This is a genomic window from Galbitalea sp. SE-J8 (assembly GCF_030345695.1).
Lineage (GTDB): Bacteria > Actinomycetota > Actinomycetes > Actinomycetales > Microbacteriaceae > JAUASV01.
This window is the reverse complement of record NZ_JAUASV010000001.1, coordinates 97,060-115,294: the sequence shown is the minus strand read 5'-3', so window position 1 is coordinate 115,294 and position 18,235 is coordinate 97,060. Positions and strand designations below refer to the sequence as shown.

General features: G+C 70.1%; 23 protein-coding genes. 17 read left to right on the top strand and 6 right to left on the bottom strand.

The features are described from left to right. The first annotated feature begins 137 nt into the window (after positions 1–137). Positions 138–1,844, top strand: a complete 1,707-nt coding sequence (locus QT381_RS00585; RefSeq protein ID WP_289246641.1) for a DUF4012 domain-containing protein — start codon at positions 138–140, stop codon at positions 1,842–1,844. 9 nt (positions 1,845–1,853) lie between these two features. On the opposite strand, the gene QT381_RS00580 is transcribed toward QT381_RS00585, so the two are convergent. Next, a complete protein-coding gene (locus tag QT381_RS00580) occupies positions 1,854–2,327 on the bottom strand; it encodes a GtrA family protein (RefSeq protein WP_289246640.1) in 474 nt (157 codons plus the stop codon). Between the two features lie 62 nt (positions 2,328–2,389). On the opposite strand from QT381_RS00580, the gene QT381_RS00575 reads away from it, so the two are divergent. Further along, positions 2,390–4,690: a glycosyltransferase family 2 protein gene (locus tag QT381_RS00575; protein ID WP_289246639.1), complete on the top strand. Its 2,301-nt coding sequence runs from the start codon at positions 2,390–2,392 to the stop codon at positions 4,688–4,690. Positions 4,691–4,710: 20 nt separating this feature from the next. Here QT381_RS00575 and QT381_RS00570 read toward each other — a convergent pair whose 3' ends face one another. Genes QT381_RS00570 through QT381_RS00555 form a run of 4 tightly spaced genes read right to left on the bottom strand, consistent with a single transcriptional unit; the run spans position 4,711 to position 9,762 of the window. Then, entirely contained in the window at positions 4,711–6,309 is a 1,599-nt protein-coding gene (locus tag QT381_RS00570) for an ABC transporter ATP-binding protein (protein ID WP_289246638.1), read from the bottom strand. Then, positions 6,306–7,238, bottom strand: coding sequence for an ABC transporter permease (locus QT381_RS00565; RefSeq protein ID WP_289246636.1), 933 nt, complete (start codon positions 7,236–7,238; stop codon positions 6,306–6,308). The genes QT381_RS00570 and QT381_RS00565 overlap by 4 nt, the downstream gene beginning before the upstream one ends. Further along, entirely contained in the window at positions 7,235–8,197 is a 963-nt protein-coding gene (locus QT381_RS00560; RefSeq protein ID WP_289246635.1) for an ABC transporter permease, read from the bottom strand. Before QT381_RS00560 ends, QT381_RS00565 begins: the two co-directional genes overlap by 4 nt. A gap of 44 nt (positions 8,198–8,241) precedes the next feature. Continuing rightward, positions 8,242–9,762, bottom strand: coding sequence for an ABC transporter substrate-binding protein (locus QT381_RS00555; protein ID WP_289246634.1), 1,521 nt, complete (start codon positions 9,760–9,762; stop codon positions 8,242–8,244). A gap of 126 nt (positions 9,763–9,888) precedes the next feature. Between QT381_RS00555 and QT381_RS00550 the strand changes: the two genes are divergently transcribed. Next, positions 9,889–10,572 (top strand): DUF1028 domain-containing protein, encoded by a 684-nt coding sequence (locus QT381_RS00550; RefSeq protein WP_289246633.1) that lies wholly within the window; start codon positions 9,889–9,891, stop codon positions 10,570–10,572. Here QT381_RS00550 and QT381_RS00545 read toward each other — a convergent pair. Next, complete coding sequence (locus tag QT381_RS00545) at positions 10,553–11,146, bottom strand: helix-turn-helix domain-containing protein (RefSeq protein WP_289246632.1); 594 nt, start codon at positions 11,144–11,146, stop codon at positions 10,553–10,555. The two genes, QT381_RS00550 and QT381_RS00545, sit on opposite strands and share 20 nt — an antisense overlap. A gap of 389 nt (positions 11,147–11,535) precedes the next feature. Here QT381_RS00545 and rpsJ point away from each other — a divergent pair, with 389 nt between their 5' ends. Genes rpsJ through rplE form a run of 14 tightly spaced genes read left to right on the top strand, consistent with a single transcriptional unit; the run spans position 11,536 to position 18,179 of the window. After that, entirely contained in the window at positions 11,536–11,844 is a 309-nt protein-coding gene (gene rpsJ / locus QT381_RS00540; protein ID WP_289246631.1) for a 30S ribosomal protein S10, read from the top strand. A gap of 14 nt (positions 11,845–11,858) precedes the next feature. Then, positions 11,859–12,509, top strand: coding sequence for a 50S ribosomal protein L3 (rplC, locus tag QT381_RS00535; RefSeq protein ID WP_289246629.1), 651 nt, complete (start codon positions 11,859–11,861; stop codon positions 12,507–12,509). Between the two features lie 2 nt (positions 12,510–12,511). After that, entirely contained in the window at positions 12,512–13,183 is a 672-nt protein-coding gene (gene rplD / locus QT381_RS00530) for a 50S ribosomal protein L4 (RefSeq protein ID WP_289246628.1), read from the top strand. Between the two features lie 11 nt (positions 13,184–13,194). Next, positions 13,195–13,494, top strand: coding sequence for a 50S ribosomal protein L23 (rplW, locus tag QT381_RS00525; protein WP_289246857.1), 300 nt, complete (start codon positions 13,195–13,197; stop codon positions 13,492–13,494). An 18-nt stretch (positions 13,495–13,512) separates the two neighbouring features. Beyond that, complete coding sequence (gene rplB, locus QT381_RS00520) at positions 13,513–14,352, top strand: 50S ribosomal protein L2 (protein WP_289246627.1); 840 nt, start codon at positions 13,513–13,515, stop codon at positions 14,350–14,352. A 15-nt stretch (positions 14,353–14,367) separates the two neighbouring features. After that, a complete protein-coding gene (gene rpsS, locus QT381_RS00515) occupies positions 14,368–14,649 on the top strand; it encodes a 30S ribosomal protein S19 (protein WP_289246626.1) in 282 nt (93 codons plus the stop codon). A 27-nt stretch (positions 14,650–14,676) separates the two neighbouring features. Next, positions 14,677–15,048 (top strand): 50S ribosomal protein L22, encoded by a 372-nt coding sequence (gene rplV, locus QT381_RS00510; RefSeq protein ID WP_289246625.1) that lies wholly within the window; start codon positions 14,677–14,679, stop codon positions 15,046–15,048. A 2-nt stretch (positions 15,049–15,050) separates the two neighbouring features. After that, the gene (gene rpsC / locus QT381_RS00505; protein ID WP_289246624.1) at positions 15,051–15,803 is read left to right on the top strand and encodes a 30S ribosomal protein S3; all 753 of its coding nucleotides are present in this window, start codon (positions 15,051–15,053) and stop codon (positions 15,801–15,803) included. Between the two features lie 3 nt (positions 15,804–15,806). Then, positions 15,807–16,226: a 50S ribosomal protein L16 gene (gene rplP / locus QT381_RS00500; RefSeq protein ID WP_289246623.1), complete on the top strand. Its 420-nt coding sequence runs from the start codon at positions 15,807–15,809 to the stop codon at positions 16,224–16,226. Continuing rightward, positions 16,226–16,558: a 50S ribosomal protein L29 gene (gene rpmC / locus QT381_RS00495; RefSeq protein ID WP_289246622.1), complete on the top strand. Its 333-nt coding sequence runs from the start codon at positions 16,226–16,228 to the stop codon at positions 16,556–16,558. The genes rplP and rpmC overlap by 1 nt, the downstream gene beginning before the upstream one ends. 2 nt (positions 16,559–16,560) lie before the next feature. After that, on the top strand, positions 16,561–16,854 hold the full coding sequence (gene rpsQ / locus QT381_RS00490; RefSeq protein WP_289246621.1) for a 30S ribosomal protein S17: 294 nt from the start codon (positions 16,561–16,563) through the stop codon (positions 16,852–16,854). 3 nt (positions 16,855–16,857) lie between these two features. Next, positions 16,858–17,226, top strand: a complete 369-nt coding sequence (gene rplN, locus QT381_RS00485) for a 50S ribosomal protein L14 (protein WP_289246620.1) — start codon at positions 16,858–16,860, stop codon at positions 17,224–17,226. Between the two features lie 3 nt (positions 17,227–17,229). Then, positions 17,230–17,583 carry a 50S ribosomal protein L24 gene (gene rplX / locus QT381_RS00480; RefSeq protein ID WP_289246619.1) on the top strand — a complete coding sequence of 118 codons (354 nt, stop codon included), beginning with the start codon at positions 17,230–17,232 and terminating at the stop codon, positions 17,581–17,583. Beyond that, positions 17,583–18,179: a 50S ribosomal protein L5 gene (gene rplE, locus QT381_RS00475; RefSeq protein WP_289246618.1), complete on the top strand. Its 597-nt coding sequence runs from the start codon at positions 17,583–17,585 to the stop codon at positions 18,177–18,179. The genes rplX and rplE overlap by 1 nt, the downstream gene beginning before the upstream one ends. The last annotated feature ends 56 nt before the right edge of the window (positions 18,180–18,235 follow it).

The window sequence follows — 18,235 nt, the reverse complement described above, 5'->3', positions numbered from 1 at the left end:
CGGGTGGGCGACGGCCGGGCCCGCGCGCCGGACGGTGCCCGCCGGCGGGGGCCGCGCGCGATCGGAGCGAGATGACGGAATCGGGATCGCGCCGCCGCGCGCCGCGGACGCGGACGCGGCGCATCGTCTCGTGGTCCGTGTTCGGCGTGCTGTCGGCGGCGCTGCTCGCGGCCGTCGTCGTGCTCGGCCTCGGCGCGTTCACGGCGCAGCGCGAGCTCACCTCGGCGCTGCCGATCATCGGCACCGTGCAGAAGCAGTTCCAGACGCAGGACACCGCCGGGCTCGCCACGAGCACCGCGGAGCTCGCCGCGCACGCGCGGAAGGCGCACGACGCCACCGATTCGCTCGTCTGGCACGCCGCCGAGGCGCTCCCGTTCGTCGGGGAGACCTTCCACGCGATCGGCGCCGCAGCCGGCGCGGCCGATTCGCTCGCCGACGGCGCCCTCGTGCCGCTGAGCCGGGTCGACCTCGCCTCGCTGCGGCCGACCGACGGGAGGTTCGACCTCGCGACGCTCTCCTCCTACATCCCCGAGGTGCAGCACGCCGCGGGGGCGTTCCGGGCGGCGCGCGCGGAGCTCGACTCCGTCGACACGGATCGCGTGCTCGGGCGCGTGGCCGGCCCGATCGAGCAGATCCGGTCGATCGTGAACGACGTCGAGCCGGCGATGAGCCGCGTCGGCCGCATCATGCCCGCGCTCCCGGACGCGCTCGGGGCGAGCGGGCCGCGCACCTATCTGCTCGTGTCGCAGAACAACGCGGAGGCCCGCGGCGCGGGCGGCGTGACGTCCGCGCTGACCCTCATCACCGCGGATGCCGGGCGCATCACGATCACCGCGCAGGCGAGCAGCAGCGACTTCGAGAACAACCGCGCGGAGCCGATCGTCCCGCTCGACCCGGCGGTCGTGGGCCTGTACACCGACAAGGTCGCGCGGTTCGTGCAGGACATGACGTCGATGCCCGACTTCGCCGAGTCCGCGACGATCGCCCGCGCGTACTGGACCGACCGCTTCGGCGGCAAGGTCGACGCCGTCCTCTCGGTCGACCCCATCGCGCTCTCGTACATCATCGGGTCCACCGGCCCGGTGACGCTGCCGGACGGCACCGAGCTCACCGCGGACAACGCCGTCAAGGTGCTGCTGAGCGACGTCTACGCGAAGTACCCGGACAACGCCGAGCAGGACGAGTACTTCGCCGCTGCCGCGAGCAGCGTGTTCGACAAGATCGCGTCGGGCTCGTTCGACCTCGTCGGATTCGCCGACGCGATCGGGCGCGCGGCGGCCGAGCGCCGCATCCTGTACGCCCCGGACGATGCGACCCAGGAGGCCGCGCTCGCCGGCCTCCCCGTGCTGGGCGAGCTGCCGGCCGACAACGCCCAGCAGACGGCGGTCGGCGTGTACATCAACGACCTGACGATGGCCAAGCTGAGCTACTACACCGACATGGCCATCACGGCGACCGCCGACACCTGCCAGGCGACGCCGACCTACACGACGATGCTCACGTTCGCGAACACGCTCGACCGGAAGACCTCGAAGACGCTGCCGCGGTACGTGAACACGGGCCGCCGGTTCCCGAAGGGCACGATCGGCACCGACATCATGTTCTACGGACCGGTCGGTGCGAAGCTCGTCTCCGCGTGGTACGACGGCACCTCGATAGCCGCATCGAGCATCGACCATCTCGGCCGCCCCGCGATCCGGCTCAACATCATCAACAAGCCCGGGCAGAGCCACATCATGTCCGTCGTGTTCGCGGGCGGGAGCGCGCCCGAGGGCGAGCTCGTCGTCGACCACACGCCGATGGTGCGCGACACCCCGGTCGCGATCGAGCACGCCACCTGCTGAGCGTCGCGGTCAGTCCGACGCGGGGTCGACGGGACGATCGGGGGCGGGGCGGGGCGCGTCCCGGAACACGCCCCAGTGGTACGCCCCGAAGCGCACGAGCACGACCGCGGCGATCCCGATCAGGTTGACCAGGTTGATCGCGAGCGGCGCCGGCGCGCGCCCCGTCAGGTGCTCGATGATCACCGCGCCGAGCCACACGATCGCGGCGCCCAGGCCGGTGCAGACGCCGTTGGTGACGACGAACAGGCCGACCTCCACCCAGCGGCGCCGGCGCGGGCGGCCGCGGAAGGTCCACTCCCGATTGCTCAGGTAGGAGTTGACGAGCGCGATGAGCGACGCCGTCACCTTCGCCGCGAGGAGGGGCCAGCCGAGCCAGAGGAACAGGTTGAAGGATGCCACCTCGATCGCGGTGCTCACGGCGCCCGCGATGAGGAAACGACCACCGACGCCGACGATGCTCGGGAGTCGGGGACGGGGGATCATGTCGAGCTAATGTTAGGGGCCTGTGGACGCCGACAGCGGGCCGCCGCGCGAAGGGGGAGTTCGTGACGGACACGAGAGTCGTCGTCGTCATGCCCGCGTACAACGAGGCCGAGGGGCTTCCGGGGTTCATCGACGACATCCGCGATGCCGCGTCGGCCGCCGGCCGGACGGTTCGGTTCGCCATCGTGGACGACCGGTCCACGGACGGGACCGCAGAGGCCGTGCGAGCCCTCGGCGACGACACGGTGACCGTCGTGACGGCCGATGAGAACCGCGGGCACGGCCCCACGGCGCTCGCGAGCTATCGCCTGGGCCTCGGCGAGGGCGCCGACGTGATCGTGCACGTCGACGGCGACGGCCAGTTCCACGGTCGCGACATCGTGCGCGTGATCGCGGCGCTCGAGTCGAGCGGCGCCGATTGCGTCCACGGTGTGCGGCACGACCGGACCGACCCGTGGTTCCGGCGGGCGATCAGCCTCATCCTGCGGTTCGCGGTGCTCGTCATCGCCCGCCGGCCCATCCCCGACATCAACACCCCGTTGCGCGCCTACCGCCCGGCGGCGCTCCGCCGACTCCTCGACGACGTGCCCGCCGACGCGCTCGTGCCGCACGTCCACTTCTCGATCGCCGAGTCGGCGCACGGCTTCTCGGTCGAGCACGTGGCGGTGACGAGCATCCCCCGGCGCGGCACCGGGCCGACCGGGACGATGTGGGGCGGCGGGCGGTCGCGTCTGCTGCCGTCGTCGCGACTCGTCCGGTTCGTGGCCGGCGCTCTGGGAGAGCTGTGGCGGGTCGACATCACGCCCGTCTGGACCCGTCCTCGGACGACGTGGGTCGGGCTGGTCCCTCCGCTCGTCGTCGCTCTCGCGGTCGTCGTCGTCGCGTATCTGCCGCTCGCGGTCGCGGGAGTCATCACGCGGGACTCCGGGGTGTTCACGTACACGGGTCGGGTCATGGTCATGGGCGGCATGCCCTACGTCGACTCGTGGGATCACAAGGGCCCGATCACGTACCTGGTCAACGCGCTCGCGTGGAGCACCGGACTCGGCATCCGCGGCGTCATCGTGCTCGAGGCGCTGTGGCTGCTCGCGGGCCTCGTCGCCCTGGCGGCGATCTGGCGTCGCGTGCTCGGGGCGGCCCCGATCTGCATCGGCATCGTGCTCGTCGGCGCGTCGTACGTGGGGACCTACGAGGGCGGCAACTTCACCGAGACGTGGCTCTTCCCGCTCCAACTGGTCGCGTACTCGCTCACCGCCGTCGCGCTGCTCCGACGCGGACGCACGCTCCCGCCCGGACCGGCGGTCGGGCTCGGGGTCGTTCTCGGCCTCGCCGCCGCGTTCGCCGCGCTCACGCGCGTGAACAACGGCATCGGCATCGGCGTCGTCATCCTCGTCCTCCTCGTCCGGATCCGACGCCCCGCGCGCATCCGCTTCGCGATCGCGCTCGTCGCGACCGGTGCGGCGATCGTCGCGCCGGTGCTCGTCTGGCTCGGCGCCCGGCACGCGCTCCCGGCCATGATCGACGAGTACGTGGGGTACAGCGTCGCGTACTCGGCGCAGGACGTCGGGACACGCGCGGGTGCGATCTCGACGTTCGTCCAGTCGCTGATCTTCACCCCGTCGGGGATAGCGGGGATCGCCGTCCTCACCGCGGTCGTCGTCGTCGGAGGGGTGCGACGCCGGCTCGCCGCTCGCGACGGGGCAGGGCTCGCGGGATCCACGGTTTTCGCCGTCATCGCGCTCGCGTTCCTCGCGGATGCGGCGTCGCAGCTCGTCGCGCATCGCGCGTACGTCCACTACGCCGTGACGGCGCTCGCCGCGCTCGCCGTCCTGCCGCTGATCGCGTGGAGCGGCAATCGAGGAGTCGCCCCGACGCGGCCCGATCGCAAGGCTCTCGCGTCGAGCGCGGTCGCCGTGCTCGCGCTCGCCGTCGTCTTCGGCTCCACGGGCGTCGCCGCGTACGACCGGGTGCGCGCCATGCTGTCGAACGGGGTGTTCGTCGCCGGCTCGTATCAGAACGCGATCGTCGACTACGTCGACGCCCACACGGATGCCGACCAGCGCGTGCTCGTGCACGGAGCGGAGACGTGGATCCTGTCGGCGGCCGACCGGACCTCGGTGACGCCGATCACCTATCTGCTCCCGGTCGCGGTCGGCTACGGCGATCTGCCGGAGCGCTATCGGCGCGACATCGAGGCCGACCCGCCCGCGCTCATCGTCGAGGCGCCCGACGTGTGCGGGATATCCGCGCCCTGTCCGCCCGACCAGGCCTACTTCGGCGGACTGAACACGTTCGTCGCGGCGCATTACACGATCGACGCCGACATCGACGGCTTCCGATTCTGGCTCCCGACGGGCCGCTGAGATCCGGCGGGCCGCCGAGATCAGGCGGGCCGCTCCGGCGGGATCGCGGCGATGAGCCGGCGCGTGTAGTCGGTGCGCGGGCTCCGGTAGAGCTCGGCGCTCGGCGCGCTCTCCACGATCTCCCCGTTGCGCATCACGGCGATGCGGTGGCTCATCCGCTCGACGACCGCGAGGTCGTGGCCGATGAACAGGTACGCCGTGCCGAGCCGTTCCTGCAGCTCGATGAGCAGCTCGATCACCCGTGCCTGGATGGAGACGTCGAGCGACGCGGTGGACTCGTCGAAGATGACGAGCTCGGGCTCGCACGCGAGCGCCCGGGCGATGCACACGCGCTGACGCTGTCCGCCCGAGAGCTCGTGCGGGTAGCGCGCGGCGAACTCCGCGGGCAGCGCGACGAGCTCGAGCAGCTCGCGCACCCGCCGCGTCCGGGCGGCGCCATCGGCGACGAGCCGGTGCTCGACGAGCGGCTCGGCGATCGCGGCCTCGACCCTCATCCGCGGATCGAGCGCCGAGAACGGATCCTGGAACACCATGGCGAGGGAGCGACGGATGCCGCGCGCCCGCGCCCCGGTCGCGGCGAGCACGTCGGCGTCGCGGAGGGTGACGCGTCCCGCGTTCACCCGGGCGAGCCCGGTCAGGGCGTTCGCCACGGTCGACTTGCCCGAGCCCGACTCCCCGACGATGCCGAGCGTCTCGCCCCGGCGCACCTCGAACGAGACGCCCGACACGGCCCGCACGGTGTGCCGCCCGCCGGGGGAGGCCACCCGGAAGCGCACGTCGAGGTCGGCGACGCTCAGCACGCGGTCGGCGTCGGGCGCGATCGGCCGGCGCTGATCGCGCCCGAGCACGGGCCGCGCGGCGAGCAGCGTGCGCGTGTACTCGTGCCGCGGCGCGTCGAACACCTCGTGCACGCCGGCCTGCTCGACCGCCTCGCCGTGCTGCAGCACGCTCACCCGGTCGGCGACCTGCCCGATCACGCCGAGGTCGTGGCTGATCCAGACGACGGCCATGCCCGTGCGCTCCTGCGTCGCCGCCACGAGGTCGATGATCTGGGCCTGGGTCGTGACGTCGAGCGCGGTCGTGGGCTCGTCCGCGACGAGCAGCGTCGGGTCGCACGCGATCGCGATCGCGATCATCACCCGCTGCTTCTGCCCGCCGGAGAGCTGGTGGGGGTACGCGGCGAGCCGGCGCTCCGGCTCCCGGATGCCGACGGCCTCGAGCAGCTCGAGGGCGCGACGCCGCGCGGCCCGAGGGGTGAGCCCCCGGTGCGTGCGCGGGCCCTCGACGAGCTGCTGCTCGATCGTCAGCAGCGGATTGAGCGAGGTGGCGGGGTCCTGGAAGACGAAGCCGACCCGATCGCCGTGCACGGCCCGCAGGGTGCGGCGGCTCGCCCCGACGAGCTCGGTGCCGAGCAGCGCCGAGGAGCCGGTGACCTGCGCGCCGGCGGCGCGGAACAGCCCGGTCGCCGAGAGCACCGTCATCGACTTGCCGCTGCCCGACTCGCCGACGACGCCGACCGTCTCTCCGGCGTCGACATCGAACGAGATGCCGCGCACGATCGGCCGCGACCCGATCGACACGCGCAGGTCGCGCACGGACAGCACCGGCCGGCCGGTCATCGGGACCCCCTCGACCCGCTGCGGGCGGTTCGGCCCATCCGGGTGCGGTGACGCGGGTCGAGCGCATCGCGCAGGCCGTCGCCGACCAGGTTGAAGGCGAGCACGGTGACGAAGATGGCCGCACCGGGGAACACGCTCATCCACCAGGCCGAGCCGAGGAAGCCCTGCGCGTCGAACAGCATCCGTCCCCACGAGGGCTGCGGCGGCTGCACGCCGAGCCCGAGGAAGGACAGGGCGGCCTCGGACAGGATCGCGAACGCGAGCGAGAGCGAGGTCTGCACGATGATCGGCCCGCTGATGTTCGGCAGGATGTGGCGCACCAGGATGCGGGAGCGTCGCGTGCCCATCGCCTGCGAGGCCTTCACGTAGGGCTCCTCGGTGACGCTCAGCGTGCTCGCCCGGGTCACACGCGCGAAGATCGGCGTGTACACGACGCCGATCGCGAGCATCGCGGTCGTGAGGCCGGGTCCGAGGATCGCGACGATCGCGAGGGCGAGCAGCAGCACCGGGAAGGCGAACATCACGTCGACGGCGCGCATCAGCACGGTGTCGACCCAGCCGCCGAGGTAGCCCGAGATCAGGCCGACGGCCGTGCCCACGACGAGCGCGAAGGCGACGCTCACGACCGCGACCTGCAGCGACACCCGGGCGGCCAGCATGACGCGGGACAGGATGTCGCGCCCCAGGTCGTCGGTGCCGAACCAGTGCGCGGGGCTCGGCGGCCGGAGGGCGCCGAGCACGTCCGTCGCGTTGACCCCGTAGGGCGCGATGACCGGACCGAGCGCCGCGACGAGCACGAGCGCGAGCAGCACGGCGAGGCCCGCGGCGCTCAGCGGCGTGCGGACGAGCAGACGGATGACGCCGCGGCCCGTGCCGGGGGCGGGCCGCGGCATCCGCTCGTCGATCGCTGCGGATGGGAGTTCGCTCATGACAGCCGGATCCTCGGGTCGATGACGGAGTACAGGATGTCGACGATGAGGTTGATCGCGAGGAACAGCGCGGCGATCATCAGCACGGCGCCCTGGATGACGGGGTAGTCGCGCGAGGCGACGGAGTCGTACATGAGCCGGCCGAGCCCCGGCCAGGCGAAGACGACCTCGACGACGATGACGCCGCCGAGCATCGTCGCGAGCTGGATGCCCGTGATGGTGAGCACGGGCACGAGCGCGTTGCGGCCGATGTGGCGGCCGACGACGACGGCGCGGCCGAGCCCCTTCGACTCGGCCGTGCGCACGTAGCCGGAGCTCGCCACGTCGATCACGGCCGCGCGCACGTACCGGGTCATGATCGAGCCGGCGACGAGCCCGATGGTCAGCGCCGGCAGGGTCACCCGCCGCAGCCACTGCACGGGATCCTCCACGATCGGCACGTAGCCGGACGAGGGCAGCAGTCCGAGCACCGCCGAGAACAGGGTGATGAGCAGCATCCCGATCCAGAAGTCGGGGACCGAGACGCCGAACTGGCTGACGACGCGGATGGCGCCGTCCACCGCGCGCCCCTCGCGCAGTGCGGCGAGGGTGCCGAGCGGCAGCGCGATGACGAGCGCGATGACGACGCCCACCCCGGCGAGCGAGAGCGTCGCGGGCAGCCGGTCGAGCAGGATGAGCGTCACCGGCTGCCCGTTGCGGAAGCTCACCCCGAGGTCGCCCGTGACGGCGCCGCCGAGATAGGAGAGGAACTGGGCGGCGATCGGGCGGTCGAGCCCCGACGCGTGGCGCAGCGCCTGGTAGGTCTCCGGCGAGTACCGGGTGCCGAGCGCGATGCGCACGGGGTCGCCGGGCACGAGGTGGATGAGCGCGAAGACGACGACGAGAACCCCCAGCAGCACGACCGCCGTGTAGAGCAGCCTGCTCGCCACGAAGCGCAGGGTGGGGGTTCTCGCCGTCATCGTCATCCGTTCTCTCGCCGTCCGTCCCAGCCCAGGCTCACGTCTCAGCCCAGGCTCACGTCGCGGAACCGCACCGCGCGGTCGCCGCGCACGACGTAGCCGGAGAGCTTCGTCGAGTAGGCCTGGATGACCGAGGGGTTGTAGAGGTACAGGTAGCTGACGTCGTCGGCGATGATCGTCGCCGCCTGGGCGTAGATCTTCTTGCGCGCGTCGACGTCGGTCTCGGTGCGTCCGGCGTCGAGCAGCTTGTCGACCTCGGGGTTCGAGTAGCCCTGGGCGTTGCTCCCGCCCCCGGTGTGATGCTGCGAGTAGTAGAAGTCGTCGGGGTCGATGTTGCCGAGCCAGCCCATCATGAGCATGTCGAAGTGACCGGAGTCCTGCTCGTCGAGCCAGCTCGCGAAGTCGAGGGTGCGGATCTTCACGGTGATGCCGAGCGGCTGCAGCTCGTCGGCGATCAGCTGGGCCGCCGAGACGGTCTCCGGGTAGTCGGATGAGACGAGCAGGTCCATCGTGAACGGCCCGACCCCGGCCGCGGCGAGCAGCGATCTCGCCTTGTCGATGTCGGTGGAGTACGTGTCGTACTTCGTGTACCACGCGCTCCCCTTCGGGATCGCGAGCTCGTTCACGGTCGCCGTGCCGTAAGCCGCCACCTGGGCGATGGCATCCCGGTCGACCGCGTAGGCGATCGCCTGCCGCACGCGCACGTCGTCGTACGGCGCGCGCTTCTCGTTCATGGCGAGGTACCAGTAGTCGTTGCTCGGCGTGGTGCCGACGGTCAGCGAGTCGTCGGACTTCAGGCTGTCGAGCTGCTGCGCCGGGATGGAGTCCGTCCAGTCGATCTCGCCGGCCTTGAGGGCGGCGATGGCCGTGCTGCCCTCGGACACGAACGTGTAGTCGATCCCGTCGATCTTCGGCGCCCCGCCCCAGTAGTGCGGGTTCGCGGTGAGCTCGATCGAGTCGCCGGGCGTGTAGGACGCGAGGGCGAACGGGCCGGTGCCGATGGGCTTCGTCGCGATGTCGCCGCTCTCGACGTTGGCCTTCTCGACGATCGCCATGCCCTTGAAGCCGCCGATGCTCGACAGCAGGTTCGGCGTCGGAGCGCTCACGGTGATGGTGACCGTCGAGTCGTCGACGGCCGTGACATCCGTCACCGTGCTGAAGCGCCAGGAGTTGGCGAGCTTGTCGTCGATGATGCGGTCGTAGGAGTACACGACGTCGGCCGCCGTGAACGGGGTGCCGTCCTGGAACGTCACGCCCGAGCGCAGGTGGAAGGTCCAGACCAGCTGGTCGTCGCTGAGGTCCCACGAGGTCGCGAGCGCGGGCTGCATCTCGAGGTTCTCGTCGGGCTCGACGAGGGTGTCGAAGACGTTCTCGAGCACCTCGAACGAGAAGTACGAGCTCGTCTTCTGCGGGTCGAGCTGGTCCGGCTCGCCGGCGATGGCCGCGCGCAGGATCGTGTGGCCGCCGCTCGGCACGTCGACGCCGGTGCCGGCGGAACAGCCGGTGAGGGCGAGCGCGAGCGCGGTGGCCAGTGCCCCCACCGCGAGGGGAAGTCGGTGTTTCATCGTCTGCCTCCAACGATCAAGTTAATGATGATTCGATCAGTATGTGATTGACTCGAGCGAGTCGGCAAGCGTCGGCGCGGTTTGGAAACACGATCGTCACATGAGAGCCGAACGGGGATGCATCGGGTGACACTCACGGTCTTGGCAGCGCACTCGGGTGCGCTCGCGATCGCCACGGCGAGCTACTCGCTCGCCGTCGGCAACGCGGTGCCCGCCCTCGTCCCGGGCGTGGGCGCCGCCGCGTCGCAGGCGTACACCAACCGCGCGCTGCGCTCGGCGCTGCTCGACGAGCTCGCCCGCGGGCCCGGGCCGAGCGACGCGATCGAGGCGATGCGCCGCCGGGACGCGGCGATCGCGTTCCGTCAGCTGGCCGTGCTCGGTGCGGACGGCGCGGGTGCCGCCACGACCGGAGAGCGCTGCAGCGGATGGGCGGGCCAGCTGCTCGGACCCGGCTGGATCGCGATCGGCAACCTGCTCGCGGGCGGGGCCGTGCTCGACGCGATGGCCGGCAGCATCGACGGCGCCCTGGGCGGCGTGCGCTCGGCGCTCGACCTCGCCGCGGCCGCGGTCGGTGCGCTCCGCGCCGGGGAGGCCGCCGGCGGCGATCGCCGGGGACCGCAGAGCGCCGCGCTGCTGGCCGCGGCGGGCGGGGGCGGGCCGGACAGCGATCTCGACGTCGACGTGCGCGCCGACCACTCGGCCGACCCGCTGAGCGAGATCGACCGGCTGCTCGCCCTCGCGCCCGCCGACATCGAGGGCCGCGCGCGGGCGCGGGCCGAGGTCGCGACGCTCAGATCTCGAACGGGGTGACCGCGCCGAGCACGACGGCCGGCGCATCCGTCGTGTTGGCCCACCAGTGCGGGACCGAGCACTCGTAGGTCATCGAGTCGCCGACCCCGAGCTCGACCCGCCGATCGCCGTGCACGACCACGAGCGAGCCGCTCTCCACCACGACGCACTCCATGCCGATGTGCCGGAAGGCGCGACCCTCGTTCGAGAAGCCCGGCGGAACGGTGCTGCGGATCACCTGCAGCACGCTCTGGTTGGCCGGCGTGACGAGCTCGCGCACGACCTGCCGCGACTCCGGCTCGTCCCGGCTGAACGGCAGCAGCCGGCGCTCCGACCGCCGCACGACGAGCGCGTCCTGGTTCGCGACCCCGCTGACGAGCTTCGGCAGCGGCACCTCGAGGGCCTCGGCGAGCCGCTGCAGCGACACGAACGACGGGTTGCCCATGCCGCGCTCGAGCTGGCTGATGAGCCCGAAGCTGACGTCCGACTTGGCACTGAGCGCCTGCACGCTGAGGCCCTGACGCCGCCGCGCGAGCCGGAGAGCGACGCCCATCGCAGCGATCTCCTCGCGGTACTCCGACCTCTCCGACGACACCGTCAGTCACTCTCCGCTGGCACGCTCAGACACGATACCCGCTCGTTCCCGGGCGCGACACGCCCGGGTTGCACGCAATGCCCGGCTGTGGCAGACTTTCGGGGTTCAATACTTCGCCCCTCGTGGGCGGATCACTCCCAGGGCAGTGCATAGCAGCGGACAGAAGTCCGGATGGCTAGGCCGCGGGGAGCAGAACCCAGCTTCAATCGATCCCCCGATTCCATCCGAGGACACCCGTGTGCCCGGACGGACCGGGATCGGCGCGGACACGCGCCGTGGATCGTGACGGTGATTGACAGATAAACAGTGGTGCGCGCGAGCAGAAGTGCTCGGCTGCCGATGCATCCGCCGGGCGAGAGCCCGTGATGCGAGAAGGAAGAGAGTCAGACATGGCGGGACAGAAGATCCGCATCCGACTGAAGTCGTACGACCACGAGGTCATCGACACGTCGGCCCGCAAGATCGTCGACACGGTGACCCGAGCGGGCGCCCAGGTCGTCGGCCCGGTGCCGCTTCCCACGGAGAAGAACGTGGTCGTCGTGATCCGTTCTCCCCACAAGTACAAGGACAGCCGGGAGCACTTCGAGAAGCGCACCCACAAGCGTCTGATCGACATCATCGACCCCACCCCCAAGGCGGTCGACTCCCTCATGCGTCTCGACCTGCCGGCGGACGTCAACATCGAGATCAAGCTGTAAGGAGGCGACCTCGTATGGCTATCACCAAGACCACAAAGGGCCTCCTCGGCACCAAGCTCGGCATGACGCAGGTCTGGGATGAGCAGAACAAGCTCATCCCCGTCACGGTCATCGAGATCGCGCCGAACGTCGTGACCCAGATCCGCACCGCGGAGAAGGACGGCTACGAGGCCGTCCAGATCGCCGCCGGTCAGATCGACCCCCGCAAGGCGAACAAGCCGGCCGCCGGCCACTTCGAGGCCGCCGGCGTCACCCCGCGCCGTCACCTCACCGAGGTGCGCACCGCGGATGCCGCGGAGTACTCGCTCGGCCAGGAGCTCTCGGTCGACGCCTTCGAGGCCGGCCAGCTCGTCGACGTCGTCGGCACGAGCAAGGGCAAGGGCTTCGCGGGCGTCATGAAGCGCCACAACTTCAAGGGCGTGTCCGCGAGCCACGGTTCGCACCGCAACCACCGCAAGCCGGGCTCGATCGGCGCATCCTCGACCCCCAGCCGGGTCTTCAAGGGCATGCGCATGGCGGGCCGCATGGGTGGCGACCGCGTCACCGTGCTCAACCTGCGCGTCCACTCGGTCGACGTCGAGAAGGGTCTCCTCCTCGTCAAGGGTGCCGTCCCCGGCGCCCGCGGCCGCATCGTCTTCGTCCGCAACGCCGTGAAGGGAGCCTGACCATGGCAGCTGTTCAGTCGAAGGCTGACTCCAACAAGCTCGACGTCGTCGACACCACGGGCAAGAAGACCGGTTCGGTCGACCTGCCCGCCACGGTGTTCGACGTTCAGACCAACGTCCCCCTCATCCACCAGGTCGTCGTCGCCCAGCTCGCCGCAGCGCGCCAGGGCACGCACAAGACCAAGAACCGTGGCGAGGTGGCCGGCGCCGGCCGCAAGCCGTTCAAGCAGAAGGGCACCGGCCGCAGCCGTCAGGGCTCGGTGCGTGCACCGGAGCACCGCGGCGGTGGCGTCGTGCACGGCCCGACGCCGCGCGACTACTCGCAGCGCACCCCGAAGAAGATGATCGCCGCTGCCCTGCTCGGCGCCATCTCCGACCGCGCGCGCGGCGAGCGTCTCACGATCGTCGAGTCCTTCGGCACCGAGGTGCCGTCGACGAAGGCCGCGGCCGCCGTGCTCTCCGGCGTCCAGGGCAGGAACGTGCTCGTCGTGCTCGACCGCGGTGACGTGGTCGGCGCGAAGAGCGTCCGCAACATCCAGGGCCTGCACACGCTGTGGGCCGACCAGCTCAACGCGTACGACGTGCTCAGGAGCGACGACATCGTCTTCACGAAGGCGGCGTTCGACAGCTTCGTCGCCGCGAAGACGGCCACGAAGAAGGAGGTCGAGGCGTGACCACGACGACTGTGACCACGAACTTCAAGGACCCGCGCGACATCATCATCTCGCCGGTCGTCTCGGAGAAGAGCTACAACCTGATCGACGAGGGCAAGTACACGTTCAACGTGGACCCCCGCGCGAACAAGACCGAGATCAAGCTCGCCATCGAGAAGATCTTCGACGTCAAGGTCAGCTCGGTGAACACCCTCAACCGCCCGGGCAAGACCCGCCGCACGCGTTTCGGCATCGGCAAGCGCAAGGACATCAAGCGCGCCATCGTCACGCTCAAGTCCGGCTCGATCGACATCTTCACGGCTGTCGGCTAAGACCTCGGAGAACACACCATGGCTATTCGCAACTACAAGCCCACGACCCCCGGTCGTCGCGGTTCGTCGGTCGCCGACTTCGCGGAGATCACGCGCTCGACGCCCGAGAAGTCGCTCCTGCGCCCGCTGCCGAAGACCGGTGGCCGCAACAACGCCGGCCGCATCACGACGCGGCACATCGGTGGTGGCCACAAGCGCCAGTACCGCGTGATCGACTTCAAGCGCAACGACAAGGACGGCGTCAACGCCAAGGTCGCGCACATCGAGTACGACCCCAACCGCACCGCGCGCATCGCGCTGCTGCACTACGTGGACGGCACGAAGCGCTACATCCTCGCGCCGAACAAGCTGCAGCAGGGCGACGTCGTCGAGAGCGGTCCGAGCGCCGACATCAAGCCGGGCAACAACCTGCCGCTCAAGAACATCCCGGTCGGCACCGTGGTGCACGCGATCGAGCTCCGTCCCGGCGGCGGTGCCAAGCTCGCCCGCTCGGCCGGCGCCAGCGTGCGTCTCGTCGCGAAGGACGGCCCCTATGCGCAGCTTCGGCTGCCGTCGGGCGAGGTCCGCAACGTCGACGTGCGCAACCGCGCGACGATCGGCGAGGTCGGCAACGCCGAGCAGTCGAACATCAACTGGGGCAAGGCCGGCCGCATGCGCTGGAAGGGCGTGCGGCCGACGGTCCGCGGTGTCGCGATGAACCCGGTCGACCACCCGCACGGTGGTGGTGAGGGCAAGACCTCCGGTGGTCGCAACCCGGTCAGCCCGTGGGGTCAGAAGGAGGGTCGCACTCGCAAGCGCAACCTCCCGAGCGACAAGCTCATCGTCCGTCGCCGCAACGCCGGCAAGAAGCGCAAGTAGTAGGAGCCGAAGAAGATGCCTCGCAGTCTCAAGAAGGGCCCCTTCGTCGACGACCACCTGCTCCGCAAGGTCGTGACGGCGAACGAGTCCAAAAGTAAGCCCGTCATCAAGACGTGGTCGCGTCGCTCGATGATCGTGCCGGCCATGCTCGGCCACACGATCGCGGTGCACGACGGCCGCAAGCACATCCCGGTCTTCGTGACCGAGTCGATGGTGGGCCACAAGCTCGGCGAGTTCTCGCCGACCCGCACCTTCCGCGGCCACGAGAAGGACGACAAGAAGGGTCGTCGCCGCTAAGGCGGCGATGGAGAGGAGGAGAGAGACATGGTTGAGTCCATCGCTCGCGTGAAGCACATTCGCGTCACCCCCACCAAGGCCCGTCGCGTCGTGAACCTGATCCGCGGCAAGCAGGCCACCGAGGCGCTCGCGATCCTGAAGTTCGCGCAGCAGTCGGCCAGCGAGCCGGTCTACAAGCTCGTCGCGTCGGCGATCGCCAACGCGCGGGTCAAGGCGGATGCCTCGAACGAGTACCTCGACGAGCAGGACCTGGTCGTCTCCGAGGCGTTCGTCGACGAGGGCACCACGCTCAAGCGCTTCCAGCCGCGTGCGCAGGGCCGCGCGTTCCAGATCCTGAAGCGCACGAGCCACATCACGATCAAGCTGGCCACGCCCGACGTGGCGAAGGCAGGGAAGTAACCATGGGACAGAAGGTCAATCCGTACGGCTTCCGTCTCGGTATCACCACCGACCACGTGTCGCGCTGGTTCGCCGACTCGACGAAGCCCGGTCAGCGCTACGCCGACTACGTGGCCGAGGACGTCAAGATCCGCTCGATGCTCACCAAGAGCCTCGACCGCGCCGGCGTCGCCAAGATCGAGATCGAGCGCACCCGCGACCGCATCCGCGTGGACATCCACACGGCGCGCCCGGGCATCGTGATCGGCCGCCGCGGCGCCGAGGCCGAGCGCATCCGCGCCGACCTCGAGAAGCTCACCGGCAAGCAGATCCAGCTCAACATCCTCGAGGTGAAGAACCCCGAGGCCGAGGCCCAGCTCGTCGCGCAGGGCATCGCCGAGCAGCTCTCCGCCCGTGTCGCGTTCCGTCGCGCCATGAAGAAGGGCCTGCAGGGCGCGCAGCGCGCCGGCGCCAAGGGCGTGCGCATCCAGGTCTCCGGCCGCCTCGGCGGCGCGGAGATGAGCCGCTCCGAGTTCTACCGCGAGGGCCGGGTGCCGCTGCACACGCTCCGCGCCAACATCGACTACGGCTTCTACGAGGCCAAGACGACGTTCGGCCGCATCGGTGTGAAGGTCTGGATCTACAAGGGCGACATCACCAACAAGGAGCTCGCTCGCGAGCAGGCCAGCCAGAAGTCGTCGCGCCCCGAGCGCGGCGGTGACCGTCGTCGCGGCCCCCGTGCCGACGCGCCGGTCGCAGCAGGAGCGGAGGCGTAAGACATGCTCATCCCCCGTAAGGTCAAGCACCGCAAGCAGCACCACCCCGGCCGTTCCGGCCAGGCGACCGGTGGCACGCAGGTCGTGTTCGGCGAGTTCGGCATCCAGGCGATCACGCCCGCGTATGTCACGAACCGCCAGATCGAGGCCGCGCGTATCGCCATGACGCGTCACATCAAGCGCGGCGGCAAGGTGTGGATCAACATCTACCCCGACCGCCCCCTCACCAAGAAGCCCGCCGAGACCCGCATGGGTTCCGGCAAGGGCTCGCCGGAGTGGTGGGTCGCGAACGTCAAGCCGGGCCGCGTGCTCTTCGAGGTCGCGGGCGTCAACGAGACGCTCGCGCGCGAGGCGCTCACGCGAGCCATTCACAAGCTGCCTCTCAAGGCACGCATCATCAAGCGCGAGGAGGGCGACGCGTAATGGCGATCGGCACCAAGGAGCTCGCCACCGCAGAGCTCGACACGTTCGAGGACAGCCGCCTCGTCGACGAACTGAAGAAGGCCAAGGAGGAGCTCTTCAACCTCCGCTTCCAGTCGGCGACCGGCCAGCTCGAGAGCCACGGCCGCATCCGCGCCGTGAAGCGCGACATCGCGCGCATCTACACCGTGCTCCGCGAGCGCGAGCTCGGCATCCGCGCCACCCCGGCGCCCGTCGAGACGCCGGCCCCCAAGGCCGCCGCGAAGCGGACCACCAAGAAGGCAGCCGAGGCTCCGGCCACGGATGCTGCTGACGACACCACGAAGGAGGCCTGAGCATGGCGAAGGCAACTGAGACGGCCGCGGAGACGGCCGAGGTCGTCCGCGGTTACCGCAAGGCGCGCCGCGGGTACGTGACGAGCGACAAGATGGACAAGACGATCGTCGTCGAGGTCGAGGACCGCGTGAAGCACCCGCTGTACGGCAAGGTCATCCGCCGCACCTCGAAGGTCAAGGCGCACGACGAGACGAACTCGGCCGGCATCGGCGACCTCGTGATCATCAACGAGACCCGTCCGCTGAGCGCCACGAAGCGCTGGCGCCTGGTCGAGATCCTCGAGAAGGCGAAGTAAGCCATGATCCAGCAGGAATCCCGCCTCAAGGTCGCCGACAACACCGGCGCCAAGGAGCTGCTCACCATCCGCGTGCTCGGCGGCTCCGGCCGTCGCTACGCCGGTCTCGGCGACGTCATCGTCGCGACCGTCAAGGACGCGATCCCGGGCGGCAACGTCAAGAAGGGCGATGTGGTCAAGGCCGTCATCGTCCGCACCGTCAAGCAGACCCGTCGTCAGGACGGTTCGTACATCAAGTTCGACGAGAACGCCGCCGTCATCCTCAAGAACGACGGCGACCCGCGCGGCACGCGCATCTTCGGTCCGGTCGGTCGTGAGCTCCGCGACAAGAAGTTCATGAAGATCGTCTCGCTCGCACCGGAGGTGATCTGAGTCATGGCCAACATCCGTAAGGGCGACACCGTGCAGGTGATCTCGGGCCCGACCCCCGAGCGCGGCGGCAGCCGTGGCAAGCAGGGTCGCGTCATCGAGGTGCTCGGCGACCGCGTGATCGTCGAGGGCGTCAACTTCGTCACGAAGCACGTGCGCGTCGGCCAGACGCAGCGCGGCACCAAGACCGGCGGCATCGAGACGCACGAGGCTCCGATCCACGTGTCGAACGTCGCGCTCATCGACCCCGAGACCAAGAAGCCCACCCGCGTCGGCTTCCGCGTCGAGTCGGTGGAGAAGGACGGCGTCACCAAGACGACCCGCGTCCGCTACGCCAAGAAGTCAGGTAAGGACCTGTAATGACCATCACTGCGCCCGCGTCTGGCACCGCCTCTTCCACAAGAGCCGGCCAGCCGCGCCTCAAGCAGAAGTACAAGGCCGAGATCGCCCCGGCGCTCAAGGAGCAGTTCTCCTACGGCAACGTGCACCAGATCCCGGGACTCACGAAGATCGTCGTGAACACGGGTGTCGGCGAGGCCGCGCGCGACTCGAAGATCATCGAGGGGGCCGTCAAGGACCTCATCGCGATCACGGGTCAGAAGCCGCAGGTCACGCTCGCCCGCAAGTCCATCGCGCAGTTCAAGCTGCGTGAGGGCCAGGCGATCGGCGCGCACGTCACCCTCCGCGGCGACCGCGCGTGGGAGTTCCTCGACCGCCTGCTCTCGCTCGCCCTGCCCCGCATCCGTGACTTCCGCGGCCTGTCGGACAAGCAGTTCGACGGCAACGGCAACTACACGTTCGGCGTGCAGGAGCAGTCGATCTTCCACGAGATCGACCAGGACAAGATCGACCGCGTCCGCGGTTTCGACATCACCGTCGTCACCACCGCGAAGACGGATGACGAGGGTCGCGCCCTGCTGCGCGCGCTCGGCTTCCCCTTCAAGGCGAACGACTGACCACCCCCCGGCAGCACCCGCTGCCACCGATCGACGAGGTCGACATCCCGTCCGTG

Excerpts from the sequence above, each read along its gene's own strand:
- rplX (WP_289246619.1), top strand. The coding sequence starts at position 17,230 with ATGGCCAACATCCGTAAGGGCGACACCGTGCAGGTGATCTCGGGCCCG.
- QT381_RS00555 (WP_289246634.1), bottom strand. The coding sequence starts at position 9,762 with ATGAAACACCGACTTCCCCTCGCGGTGGGGGCACTGGCCACCGCGCTC.
- rpmC (WP_289246622.1), top strand. The coding sequence starts at position 16,226 with ATGGCGATCGGCACCAAGGAGCTCGCCACCGCAGAGCTCGACACGTTC.
- rplC (WP_289246629.1), top strand. The coding sequence starts at position 11,859 with ATGGCTATCACCAAGACCACAAAGGGCCTCCTCGGCACCAAGCTCGGC.
- rpsC (WP_289246624.1), top strand. The coding sequence starts at position 15,051 with ATGGGACAGAAGGTCAATCCGTACGGCTTCCGTCTCGGTATCACCACC.
- rplE (WP_289246618.1), top strand. The coding sequence starts at position 17,583 with ATGACCATCACTGCGCCCGCGTCTGGCACCGCCTCTTCCACAAGAGCC.
- QT381_RS00560 (WP_289246635.1), bottom strand. The coding sequence starts at position 8,197 with ATGACGGCGAGAACCCCCACCCTGCGCTTCGTGGCGAGCAGGCTGCTC.
- rplV (WP_289246625.1), top strand. The coding sequence starts at position 14,677 with ATGGTTGAGTCCATCGCTCGCGTGAAGCACATTCGCGTCACCCCCACC.
- QT381_RS00565 (WP_289246636.1), bottom strand. The coding sequence starts at position 7,238 with ATGAGCGAACTCCCATCCGCAGCGATCGACGAGCGGATGCCGCGGCCC.
- rplB (WP_289246627.1), top strand. The coding sequence starts at position 13,513 with ATGGCTATTCGCAACTACAAGCCCACGACCCCCGGTCGTCGCGGTTCG.
- rplP (WP_289246623.1), top strand. The coding sequence starts at position 15,807 with ATGCTCATCCCCCGTAAGGTCAAGCACCGCAAGCAGCACCACCCCGGC.
- rpsJ (WP_289246631.1), top strand. The coding sequence starts at position 11,536 with ATGGCGGGACAGAAGATCCGCATCCGACTGAAGTCGTACGACCACGAG.
- rplN (WP_289246620.1), top strand. The coding sequence starts at position 16,858 with ATGATCCAGCAGGAATCCCGCCTCAAGGTCGCCGACAACACCGGCGCC.
- QT381_RS00570 (WP_289246638.1), bottom strand. The coding sequence starts at position 6,309 with ATGACCGGCCGGCCGGTGCTGTCCGTGCGCGACCTGCGCGTGTCGATC.
- rpsS (WP_289246626.1), top strand. The coding sequence starts at position 14,368 with ATGCCTCGCAGTCTCAAGAAGGGCCCCTTCGTCGACGACCACCTGCTC.
- rpsQ (WP_289246621.1), top strand. The coding sequence starts at position 16,561 with ATGGCGAAGGCAACTGAGACGGCCGCGGAGACGGCCGAGGTCGTCCGC.
- rplD (WP_289246628.1), top strand. The coding sequence starts at position 12,512 with ATGGCAGCTGTTCAGTCGAAGGCTGACTCCAACAAGCTCGACGTCGTC.
- QT381_RS00580 (WP_289246640.1), bottom strand. The coding sequence starts at position 2,327 with ATGATCCCCCGTCCCCGACTCCCGAGCATCGTCGGCGTCGGTGGTCGT.